General features: G+C 37.2%; 8 protein-coding genes. 2 read left to right on the plus strand and 6 right to left on the minus strand.

The window, feature by feature from the left end:
* Positions 1-37 precede the first annotated feature (37 nt).
* Positions 38-511: a bacterioferritin gene (bfr, locus tag H5187_RS05380; RefSeq protein ID WP_149980077.1), complete on the plus strand. Its 474-nt coding sequence runs from the start codon at positions 38-40 to the stop codon at positions 509-511.
* A 10-nt stretch (positions 512-521) separates the two neighbouring features.
* Positions 522-986: a bacterioferritin gene (gene bfr, locus H5187_RS05385; RefSeq protein ID WP_182739583.1), complete on the plus strand. Its 465-nt coding sequence runs from the start codon at positions 522-524 to the stop codon at positions 984-986.
* Positions 987-1,081: 95 nt separating this feature from the next.
* On the opposite strand, the gene H5187_RS05390 is transcribed toward bfr (H5187_RS05385), so the two are convergent.
* The 6 genes from H5187_RS05390 to H5187_RS05415 all read right to left on the minus strand — a co-directional run bounded on the left by H5187_RS05390 (position 1,082) and on the right by H5187_RS05415 (position 11,636).
* The gene (locus tag H5187_RS05390; RefSeq protein WP_145236256.1) at positions 1,082-1,276 is read right to left on the minus strand and encodes a (2Fe-2S)-binding protein; all 195 of its coding nucleotides are present in this window, start codon (positions 1,274-1,276) and stop codon (positions 1,082-1,084) included.
* Between the two features lie 188 nt (positions 1,277-1,464).
* Positions 1,465-4,941 (minus strand): ATP-binding protein, encoded by a 3,477-nt coding sequence (locus H5187_RS05395; protein ID WP_182797619.1) that lies wholly within the window; start codon positions 4,939-4,941, stop codon positions 1,465-1,467.
* Positions 4,942-4,963: 22 nt separating this feature from the next.
* Entirely contained in the window at positions 4,964-7,189 is a 2,226-nt protein-coding gene (locus tag H5187_RS05400; RefSeq protein WP_182797620.1) for an ATP-binding protein, read from the minus strand.
* Positions 7,190-7,234: 45 nt separating this feature from the next.
* Entirely contained in the window at positions 7,235-8,503 is a 1,269-nt protein-coding gene (locus H5187_RS05405; protein ID WP_182717811.1) for a PotD/PotF family extracellular solute-binding protein, read from the minus strand.
* A gap of 107 nt (positions 8,504-8,610) precedes the next feature.
* Positions 8,611-9,531, minus strand: coding sequence for a diguanylate cyclase (locus H5187_RS05410; protein ID WP_182794275.1), 921 nt, complete (start codon positions 9,529-9,531; stop codon positions 8,611-8,613).
* Positions 9,522-11,636, minus strand: coding sequence for an EAL domain-containing protein (locus tag H5187_RS05415; protein ID WP_182797621.1), 2,115 nt, complete (start codon positions 11,634-11,636; stop codon positions 9,522-9,524). Before H5187_RS05415 ends, H5187_RS05410 begins: the two co-directional genes overlap by 10 nt.
* Between the last annotated feature and the right edge of the window lie 365 nt (positions 11,637-12,001).

Genomic DNA, 12,001 nt, shown 5'->3' on the forward strand with positions numbered 1-12,001 from the left:
AAACTTGTCGCAATTATGAATTTCAAGGTAGGCCGTTATGAAAGGTAATCAAAAAGTTATCGACAGCTTTAACACATTGCTTGCAAATGAACTTGCAGCAATCGATCAATATTTTATCCACTCACGTATGTACGATGATTGGGGTTTAGATAAACTTTATGTACGCCTTAATCATGAAATGGAAGAAGAAAAAGATCACGCTGATTGGTTAATTAAGCGTATTTTATTCCTCGAAGGCGTACCAAACATGACCAAACGCCGTGATCTTATTATTGGTCATGATGTTAAATCAATGATGCAAAATGACTTAACCCTAGAGCTTGAAGTCGTTGAATGTGTTAAAGAAGTAATTGCAGTCTGTGAGCAAGAAAAAGACTATCAGTCACGTGAGATCCTTGAAAAGCTATTATTCGATACCGAAGAAGATCACGTTTACTGGCTTGAACAACAACTTGGTTTGATTGATAAAATTGGTAGCCAAAACTATCACCAATCACAAATGGGCGAATAGGAGCTAAATTATGAAAGGCGATAAAGACGTTCTTGTTGCATTAAATAAAATACTGGCAAATGAATTAGTTGCCATTAATCAATACTTTTTGCATGCCCGTATGTTTAAAGATTTTGGTTTTAGCGTATTAGACAAAGCTGATTACAAAACCTCGATTCAAAAAATGAAAAACGCTGACCGTTTAATTGAGCGTATTTTATTTTTAGAAGGCCTACCTAATCTTCAAGATCTTGGCCGTTTACGCATTGGCGAAAACAGCGAAGAAATGATTGCTTGCAACATGAGTTTTGAACTAGATTCATTGGTTGATCTAAAAGATGCGATCAAACTTGCTGAAAGTAAAAAAGATTATATTAGCCGCGAAGCGCTCGATAACATTTTATCTGAGCAAGAAGAGCAAATTGACTGGCTAGAAACGCAACAACAGTTAATTAAAAGCACCGGTATTGAAAACTACCTGCAGTCGCAAATGTAACGTTTGGTTAATATCAAAAAAAGCAGCTTAGGCTGCTTTTTTAGTTTTTATAATACAAATAAATGTCACTGAGATTAAACAATTACCAGCAATAGCTACGCCACTTGCTCAGTAATATCAGCGATTTGGATAAGTTTACGATTGAGGATCTTTTTAGTACAGCCGCAGCATTTGCCGCACTGGCTACCGACTTTAAGCTCTTTAGAAAGCTCGCGCATTGTAGTCGCACCTTCGTCGATTGTTTGTTCAATTTTTTTATCTGTCACACCGTGACATAAACAGATATACATGAATACAAACCACTCTCAATTACATTCGAGCTTGTATATTAATCTAAACGTAAACAGTTCGCAATTAATAATCGCATAAAATTGAGAATTATTTTTATTTGCTTAATTTCATATAGTTTTAGATGATCACCGCAATCCGGTTAAAACTTAAGAGGCTGATATGTGCCACTTCATGAAATAACTCATATCTAACTGTTATTTTCTTCTAGCCACTCATTCATGTCATTCAATAACGCAGGAAGCAGCTTTTCCAGAAGTGAAAACTCTTTTTCAATATCTAGTTGCCCCTTGCTTGCTTGTAATTCAATCTCTGCAAACAAACTTCTTAACCTGTCGGCGCTTATCTCACCACATAAACCTTTAAGAGAATGCGCAACTTGACGAACTTGTTCATAATTATGATCATCGACAAATTCTGTTAGTTGGTTAAATTTTTCAGGTGCTGTTTTAATAAACATAGTACAAATTTTAATAAGCAAAGCTTCTTTGTTAAGTAAACGAGAAAGTGCAGCACCATGATCCCATAACACTTCTTTTTCAGCCAAAATTTCAGTGACAGAGTGTTCATTTTTTTCGTAATTAGATAATGTCCACTCTATTACTTTAGCTTGCGCCTCATTTGCTTGAATAGGCTTACTAATATAGTCGTTCATGCCAACCGATAAACACTTTTCTTTTTCGCCCATCATGGCGTTAGCTGTCATAGCAATAATAGGTATATTTATAAACTCATTACCGGCATCTCCTGCACGAATTTTCTCACAAGCTTGGTAACCATTTAAGATAGGCATTTGACAATCCATCAAAATACAACGTATTGGCTTGCCTTCTATGCGACTAAATTTTAACGCTTCTATTGCTTGCTCACCGTTACTTGCTGTTTTTACATAAATTGGTAAAAACTCAAGTGATCCAACTGCTACTGCGATATTTATCTCATTATCATCAACAATTAATATACTACACCCATCAATTTGCTCTAAAGTTCGTACTGGTATATTACTGTTTTCGCTTGCTTCTACTGTAAGTAACTGCAATTGATCAACCTTACTCAGAGTTAATCCAGTCGCTCTTAGTAAATCACTTTGTGTGAATGGTTTACTAATTGTGGTGACCTTACTTGAAATACCTTTAGGTAATGGCGATCCGGGTTTGTGTAACACAACAATTTTAATGTTTGAATTATGGTGCATGAAGCCATCAATTATTTGTTCTAACTCACCACTTTTATTGTCTTCTGCATCTAAGAAAATAATGTCATAAGGTTCAGCAGTTATATCTGCTAAATCTTCAAAATTTGAGTACTCGACCTCGCCCCCTTCATGACGAATTAACTGCCCTAATAGCTCTTGAGATTCTTTATTATTATTAATAACTAAGACTTTTTTAGACAAATAATGCTTGTTCTGTGGTGTATTCTCACTACTTTCACTATCAATTATTATCTCAAAACTAAACGTACTGCCCTTAAGTGGGACCGAGTTCACTTTTATATCGCCCCCCATCATCAGGCATAACTTTTTACATATTGATAATCCGAGTCCCGTACCGCCAGACTCAGCGGTTATAGAGCTATCAGCTTGGTTAAATGCATTAAACAGATGCTGCTGGGCACTATATTCAATGCCTACGCCAGTATCTTGAACGCTAATGAGTAATTTGTGTTTTTGATCCTCAATCTTTTCTGATTCAACTTTGATCTTTATGAAACCACGCTCTGTAAATTTAATCGCATTATTAATTAAATTATTGATTATTTGGGTTAACCTTAATGGGTCTGATACAGCTCGCTGGCAATTTAAACCTCGTGTATCAAGATAAACCTCAAGCTCTTTATCAAAGGCTAATATGGCGCACGATTCAACTAAGCCTTCAATCAAATATTTGGGATTAAATGTTTTTAAGTTTAATTCAAATTTACCCGCTTCAATCTTAGACAAATCTAAAATATCGTTTATTAACACGCTTAAATTAATAGCACTTAACTCCATCGTGCTAATCAACCTGCGTGATTGTTCTGGTAATTCTTCGCGCTTTAAAATATTCAATGTTCCAATCACACCATTAAGTGGGGTTCTTAGTTCATGGCTGATATTAGAAATAAACGCGCTTTTAAGATCACTATTTTTGATAGCCTGATCTTTCGCTTCAGCAAGATCTTGTGTTCTGTTTCTAACTTTTGACTCTAGCTCAGAGTTCAAACGTTTTACCTTAATTTCAGCCGCTTTCTCTTTGCTAATATCCCTGATAATAAGCGCGAGGCCATTGAGTACAAGCTGTTCAGAAAATACCGGGCTTACAGAAATAGCAAAAAAGTAAGATTGCCCATTTACCTCTACGGACCGTTCATCTTTGATTTGTGATTTCGAGTTTTCCAAATCAGCAATATACTTATCTATCGGCAGCTGTTGGAGTAATATCAATTCATTAGTATGCATACCTATAGATAAAGATTTAGACGTTGATAATAATCGCTCTGCACTAAAGTTAAGGCTGGTTAGTTCACTTTGAAGATTTAATCCAACAATGGCATCAATTGAACCATCGACAATGGCTGATGACTCCCTACGTGCTTCAGCTAGCATTTGGCTTCTGGTTGCATTTCGATAAAAAGTAATAAGCAGTATTACAGTAAAAAAGATGATTACCAATAAAAAGCCATAAGTCAAAAGCCGTTTATTACTAATCATCGTATCGATATACTGCTTTGAAACGACAGTACTTAAATCAATATAACTAAACTTTTTTCCCGGTCGCATTTGAACTATATCGGAAAACACATAGTATTGATCACCCGCTTTTTGTTTCGAATCAACACGATAAAGTCCTTGATATTGGATCGACTGCTCATATAGCGTATCCCATGTGATGTTCGGTGCTAAATCTCTTGTAAAGCGATACTTTTCGATAGGATGGTATAAAAAGTCGCCTTCAGAGCTACTGATTATAAGCTGAGAATAGTCAAACACTGTGGTTGCTAATTTTTCAATTAGCGCATTTGCATTCACGTTCATAATTAAGAAAGCAAAACGCTTACCTTCTTCACTGTAAATAGGGATAGAAAATCGTAACATCGGCTTATATGGAAAGGTCACTTCTCCAAACTCGCGATTCAACGACATCGGAGATAAATATATTTGCTTAACTTCAAGCTGCGAACTGGGCAAAAAATACAACTCCCCACTTTTGGGCTGTAAAGAATAATCGGGTACAGCCTCAACTGAAGCACCTCGGCGCTGTACACGAATTAGCTCTTCCCCTGCGGCTGTAACGGCAATGATGCGCAGTTGCTCAACATTTAAGTTATTTTCCATAAAGCCAATAAATATGGTCTCTAATCGCTCTTTCCACTGTGTATAAGTGGTTCCATCATATGGATCTATACCATTGTTATAATGGGCTCTTGGTAACCCTGAAATTGGCGGTGTAGAGTGTAAAAATCTAATATCTGATTTTGATCGAGATATAAATGAAGTCACCACCTCCCTTAATCGCTGATTTGTTGTTGAAAACTCGCTATCTATTAGCGTTAACACATCTTTTTTTACATACGTTTCAAATAGTAAAACCGCCAAAACCAACAACAGACCAAAAAAGAACGAGATCCACCTAAGAAACGTCTTTGAAGAGACAACTGACTTATTTGCTTTCATGGAAATATTCATTTTAGTCCTTTGTTACTAATGCTTAGTTAGGAGAGTTATACCACTTTAATAGTACCGCTCTTAAACACTCATAATTTATTGGTTTTGCGATAAAATCATCCATACCAGATTCAAAGCAACGTTGCTTATCACTTCCTAATACATTTGCAGTTAAAGCGATTATCGGTGTTGTTAAAAAAGCTGGCATCGTTCTAATTTTAAGTGTTGCTTGAGGCCCATCTAGTACAGGCATTTGCATATCCATAAAAATAATATCAAATGCACACATTTCGCACTGTGCAATCGCCTGCTCACCATCACCGGCTATATTGATACAAGTGATATTAAACTCTTTCAAAAGCGCTTCAATAACAATTTGATTAATCTCATTGTCCTCAACAACTAATACGTTTAAGTTAGACAGATCAATCTCTTGCGGTGCTGGTAATTTAGTATTTTCATGATGTCGACTCGCTTGTTTATCACCCCTTTGAGTCTTTAATTCAAAATAAAAAAGCGAGCCTTTACCAAGCTCACTTTCTACCTTTAAAGGTGCATCCATAAGCGCTAATAACTTACTGGTAATAGCTAAACCTAGGCCTGTTCCGCCAAATCGGCGTGTAATCGAGGTATCGGCCTGTGAAAAAGCTTCAAAGAGTGTCTCAATATGCTCGTGTGATATACCTATACCGGTGTCAGAAACACCAAACGACAATATAAGCTCATTATTCGCCTCTTTTTGAATATTTACACTTAATGCAACACTTCCTCTTTCAGTAAATTTGATGGCATTGCCTAACAAATTTATAAGTACTTGCTTTATACGTGTTTCATCTCCTGCAAAAAAAATATTCTCTTCGTCTGGCGGCGATGAAACAAAAAGCTGAACTTGTTTTGCATTTGCTTGTTCACTAAATAGTAGCTTTAACTCTTCTAGCATTTTATGTAAATCGATTGATTGGTTTTCAAGCTCTACTTTTGCGGCATCAATCTTACTCAAATCGAGGATATCATTAATAATAACTAGCAGGCTGGCGCCTGAAGACTGAATAATCTCTAACATTCTTGCTTGTTTATCTGTCAAAGAGGTATTGCCAAGCTGTCGCGCCATCCCCAAAATTCCATTCATAGGAGTGCGGATCTCATGACTCATATTTGCCAAAAATTCAGATTTGACCTTAGAAGTATGTTCCGCTGCTTTTTTTGCAGAAATAAAGTCTTTACTTAACGCCCTGAAACGATTTGCAGCACCCGCTAACAAACCGATTTCATCTTTGCGTGTTAAATCGTGAATGGGCGCCGATAGGTCACCATTAAGAAAGCTTTGAAAACTTTTGGTCAATAGTTTAATAGCATGTGCTATATGAAAGTGAAAAAATAACGCTAGTCCAATGATATACAAGATAGCGCCTACTCCGAGTAGCTGTAAAACATACTCTGTTTTTGAAATACTAACTGAGCCGGTTTCTTTTATTGTAATTAAACGTGACAGTGACTGCTCTCTAAGTGTATTTGCTAATGCACTAAACTCAATGGCATCACCCGCCATAACAACATTAACTAGGCTTAAATAGTTACGATTTGCTTGGACGCTTTTAGTAAAAGCTTGCTGGTAATCTACAGCTAACTGAACTGTTGGGTTTTCGATCCTGTTTTGCTGCTTTTGCAAAGCTAATTTGGAGCTTGAGAGACTTTGCAGCGCCTTAATGACTTGTTGACGCTTAGAATAGTCCTTTTTAGTTAAATAAAGCTGCGCATTGTGGTGTAATGTGTGCCATATATTTATATTTTGCGTAATTAACAACTTATCTTTTAAATCTGCGGTCAGTTGTAGTAAGCCTGTTAAATGGGCAACAGCGCCTAAATAAATACGTGGCAGCTCTGTATCTATCAATGCTGTTTTTATATTATAGCGCTTTTTTAGCACGCTTAGATTATCACCATACCTAAGCACGAGTTCAGACATGGCATCGATATAAATTTTATCGTCAACTTCATTATTTTTTTTATCTATTGCTTTTAAACGCTGGTCAATACTTTGGTAGTTCTGTTCAATCTTAGCAAATACCGCATCACTCCCTGATGCGCCATAGACCGAAATATCACGTTGCATTTCAACAATATCTTTGTTTATTCGTAAAATACCAATGGCATGACTACTAATATCCGTAATATTATTTACCGATGTATCAATTGCTTCTAAGCGTTTATCCATGACGATGTAGCTGATACTGAGTGTAATTACCACCAGTGCTAACGCTAATGTCATTTTCGCTGCAATAGAACGCGATATTAAATGTACCAAACGACGTCCTTAAGCATTAAGTAGTTCATACCATTTATCTAAACTATAATCGTAATTTTGCATTACGGTATTCCACACAGCTATATTTGAAAAACGTTTAATATAACTTCCACCATCGCGAGTCTGGCCAGCTTGTACAGAAATTTTACCATCCGTTCCAATCAGCTCAGTGGTTGCTTCTTTTCCCTCGTACCAATAATCCCACTCAGGCTTAGACATTAACGGCTGGCTACGCTGTGGGTTAGATATATAGTAACCTTGTCGAGCAATAAAGGCTCCAGGATAACCAGATAGCCACCAATTCATATATTCATAAGCCGCATCTTTTACATGCCCCGAGGTATTAGCAGATAAACACATAACACCATGCCAAGCACGATACCCTTCCTTCGGGGATGCATTGACAACAGGGATACCTTGGCCTCTACAGGCACTCACACCCGGTGAAAACATACTTTGGATATTAACGCGCTTTGTCTTCATAAAATCCACTGACTGCGGTACTGATGTCCAGAAACCAGAAAAGTGGCCTTGCCTTTTTTTCGATAATAAAATTGCAAACAATTTATCTAATTCGCCAATGCTCATGTTGCCAATGTCGTTAAATGTCATCAGACCTTGGCCCTGAGCAGCAAGCGCAGCATCAAATATGCCTATTGTTGGTGCATTAACAAGGGCCACTTTTCCTTTATTTTTATCATCCAGCAACCAAGACCAAGACTCAGTTTCATAGGCTTGCCCCTTTTCGATGTAATCTGTGTTATAGCCAAATGAGTCAACATTGTGGACATATGGCATAAAGCTTATTTTTTTTGTAGGTGTACTTGCTAATGAGCCATCATTTTGAACAAATAAAATTTTGTTTGGTGCATCACCTGCCCCTAGTTTGGCCGAGGGGGTTATTTTACCTATTTTAGTAAGGTCATTTATTTCATTCCAGTAGACAAGCCTATCGACGTCTATTGGTTGAATAGCACCGGCTTGCCATAGGATATTTATTGAGTCTGACCACTGTTCATAAAGGTCAAAAGAAGTTGGATCCGCAGCAGCTTTTTGTAAAACAGCTGCACTACCCATAGGTATAAATTGTAAATTTATACCTAGCTCTCGCATTGCTCGCTGCCGAAGCTCTTCTTGCAATGTAACGTGAGTGCCCATGACGCGCAAAGTTGTTACTTTTTTAGCAAATACATAAGGCGCTTTGAATGCGAGTGTTGATACAGCGGCCCCGGCACCAACTGTACGCAGGAAGTGTCTACGATCAGGTGAATAACTCATTATTATTTATCCAATACCAATGTCCCTAAGAGAAAAAGTATAGACTAAACAATAAAAAAAACAGCAAATTAGATCTCATAATTAATTAAAATTACTAAGGAGCCAAATTAAACAACCTGTAATTTATAGCAATTACGGCCATCTCGCTTGGCGCAATATAGTCCTTCGTCAGCCAATGAGATCAACTCATTAAGCTCCATTGTGCCCTGTTTCTCATACGTTACTCCGCCAATACTAACAGTAACGTGCCCAATGGATGATTGATTATGCTCAATATTTGACTCATTAAGTTGTAGAATTATTTGTTTGCATACGTGCGACATCCCTTCAATGTCGGTATAAGGCAGCACAATCAGAAACTCCTCACCTCCAAATCTAATCGCTACGTCATGAGGCCTTTTTATACTATTGGCAAACACATCGGCAATTTGTTTTAAACAAATATCACCTTGAAGGTGACCATAATGGTCGTTATAAAGTTTAAAATGATCAATATCGATCATTAACACACTAAACGGCTTTTTTTCACGCTCTGATTGTTTCAGCGCATTACTGACTTCCTTGTCTAGATAGTGCCGATTATAAAGTCCTGTAAGAGAATCTTTATAAGTCAACTTCATCAACACTTCTAAGCGCAGCTTATTCTCTACGTGATTTGTAGTTCGATGTATAAGCGTTGAGGCAATTACTGGTTTATCAATAAAATCTGCTGCACCAGCTTCCCAACAAGCATTCTGAGAATCAGTATCATAAGTTGCAGTAATAAATACAATAGGAACGTGCGCAAACAATATATCCTGTTTTAACGCTCTGCATACATCTAAGCCACTGATGTCTGGCAAATTTACATCAAGTAAAATGAGATCTGGGATATTGGATTTGCAATAATCTAACGCTTGTAAGCCCATAGCTAGTGTCTCGACTTCAAAGAAATCTTCCATGATAGCCTGTAGTGAAAAGCGAATTATTTCATCATCATCAACTATTAATATTTTACATTGCGTTAATGGCTTAAGAGCTAGGTGCATATATTTCCTTTATTTTTGGCTTGAGTAAGCACGTCCATCATCTCTAAAAAGGGCATTGGTTTACCAAGTAAGTATCCCTGACCAATGGCACAGCCTAGAGATTGTAGCTTATCTCTTTGTTGGCTTGTTTCAATACCTTCCGCCACGATCTGTAGGCTTAATGAATTAGCCAAGTCGATAATTGCAGTAACAATATCAAGCGATTGAGAGTCACTAATCATATCACGTACAAAAGACTGATCAATCTTCAACACATCAAGAGGAAATAGTCTCAAATATGACAGACTAGAATACCCCGTGCCAAAATCATCAAGCGCAAGGCTAACCCCCATATCAGCGATCGCCTGTAATTGCTTTATCGTTTGTTCGAAATTATCAATCAGTGCTGATTCGGTTACTTCCAGCTCTAAATAACGACTTGGTAGCTTAGTTTTTTCTAATATCGATGCAACCGTATCAACCAGAGAAATACCAGTGAATTGTTTAGCTGAAATATTAACAGCGACTTTCTTTGGGTATCCTGCATCAAGCCACTTTTTAGCATCAATACAACTTTGCTCCAAAACTTGTTCACCTAAACGGTAAATTAGTCCTGATTCTTCGGCATATTCAATAAAATTAAGTGGAGATATAAATTCTCCAGTGTCATCTTTTAGCCTCACTAATCCTTCAGCACCAATAACGTCGTTAGTCACTAAGTCATATTTTGGCTGATAAAGCACAACAAGATCATTGTTATCTAGCGCGTTGCGTAAGCAATTACCCACTTTTAAACGCTTAGTCATTTCAACTTGGAGATCATTACTAAAATAATAATAGCTATTAGCGCCTTCTTGTTTTGCTTTATACATTGCTGAATCTGCATGACGAAGCATTTCCTCTACACTTGATGCATCATCAGGATACACACTTATCCCCAAGCTTGCTGAAAGGACATGTTGCTCATCAGCTAATCTGAAAGGTTTAGCGATGACATCTAGCACTTGACTAATAAGCGGTTCAAGACCGAATGTGTCTTTTTCATAGGGAACAACAAGTGCAAATTCATCGCCGCCCACTCTTGCAACAGTAATATCATTACATGCAAATTTATCAAGGCTATGACCTATATGGGCAATTATTTCATCACCAATATGATGTCCTAAAGCATCATTTATGTACTTAAATTTATCTAAGTCAAGAAGCATCAGGCTCACTTTAGTATTATTAAATGAGGCTCTAGCTATTCCTTGAGTTAACCTGTCATGAAGCAATACGCGATTGGGTAATGCAGTTAGTTGGTCGTGATGAGATAAATAAGTCATTTGAACTGACATAGCAAGGACTTCGCTAACATCTTGAAAAACCATTACTGCACCACGCTTATTACCATCCTTATCTAATATTGGAGCCGCACTATCTTCGACTCGGTGTAGCATACCTTGCCGACTAATTAACTGTGTGTTTATAGCCATAGCAACAGGACGATTTTCCTTCAGAGCAACTGATAAAGGATTTATAGAAGGTATTTTTGTTGAGGCATCTCTGAGTATCATCACTTCTTCAATATGCCGCCCTCTAGCCGCGGTTTGTGACCAACCGGTTAGACGTTGCGCTACTGGATTTAGGTAAGTTATACGCGCATGCTCATCAGTAGAAATAACACCATCAGCAATAGAGTCTAACGTGATCCGTAAGTGCTCTTTTTCAGCAGCCAAAGCTGCTTTAGTGCGCTGAATAGTTTTTTCTTGAATTCGAATTTTTGCATGGTTTTCAACCCTCATTCGACATAAAGTTAAATTCAAAGGTTTAGATATGAAATCAATCGCTCCCAATGAAAGCGCTTTTTGCTCGATGTCAGGATCATTATGAGAAGTGATGATCAAAACGCGTAAATCACCAAGATGAGGTCTTTTTTGTATTTCTAGTAATATGTCAAATCCACTAACATTGGGCATTTCTAGATCGAGTAAAAGTATATCTGGTATAAACTCTTCAATAAGAGCGATGGCATCCTCACTTTTATTACATGAACAAATAACCCCAACATCGTCCAGAACATGCTCTAGTTGCAAGGTATTGATCTCTTCATCATCTATAACGAGAATTTTACAAAGCTCTGCCATTTAAACGCTCTCCATAATCTAATTTGCCTATAATTAAAGATAGTCCTAATCTCTATGAAAAGCGATACAGCCCAGTTTTAATATATATTGAATTATCATCCACATAAGTGGAAACAACTCAAATCACTATATAATCCTAAAGAGGGTTGGAATAAAAATAAGCCTCGGAGTTTTTCAAGTTAGTTGTCGCCTCAAGTTAAATTTTATGCCGCCCGCATTTCTTCTTTTTTCTCAGGATTAAAATTTACTTCGTTTATCATTGACCAATCTCGTGACTTTCCTGACCAACGACTTGGGTTATTCAATTTAGCTGCGTCGTTTACCTGCTGACGCTTGGCTAATATCTCTTTATCTAAACCTAAATG

This window comes from Pseudoalteromonas sp. SG44-1 (genome assembly GCF_014164315.1).
Classification (GTDB): Bacteria; Pseudomonadota; Gammaproteobacteria; order Enterobacterales; family Alteromonadaceae; genus Pseudoalteromonas; species Pseudoalteromonas rhizosphaerae.

Excerpts from the sequence above, each read along its gene's own strand:
- bfr (WP_182739583.1), top strand. The coding sequence starts at position 522 with ATGAAAGGCGATAAAGACGTTCTTGTTGCATTAAATAAAATACTGGCA.
- H5187_RS05390 (WP_145236256.1), bottom strand. The coding sequence starts at position 1,276 with ATGTATATCTGTTTATGTCACGGTGTGACAGATAAAAAAATTGAACAA.
- H5187_RS05400 (WP_182797620.1), bottom strand. The coding sequence starts at position 7,189 with ATGACATTAGCGTTAGCACTGGTGGTAATTACACTCAGTATCAGCTAC.
- H5187_RS05405 (WP_182717811.1), bottom strand. The coding sequence starts at position 8,503 with ATGAGTTATTCACCTGATCGTAGACACTTCCTGCGTACAGTTGGTGCC.
- H5187_RS05410 (WP_182794275.1), bottom strand. The coding sequence starts at position 9,531 with ATGCACCTAGCTCTTAAGCCATTAACGCAATGTAAAATATTAATAGTT.
- bfr (WP_149980077.1), top strand. The coding sequence starts at position 38 with ATGAAAGGTAATCAAAAAGTTATCGACAGCTTTAACACATTGCTTGCA.
- H5187_RS05415 (WP_182797621.1), bottom strand. The coding sequence starts at position 11,636 with ATGGCAGAGCTTTGTAAAATTCTCGTTATAGATGATGAAGAGATCAAT.
- H5187_RS05395 (WP_182797619.1), bottom strand. The coding sequence starts at position 4,941 with ATGAATATTTCCATGAAAGCAAATAAGTCAGTTGTCTCTTCAAAGACG.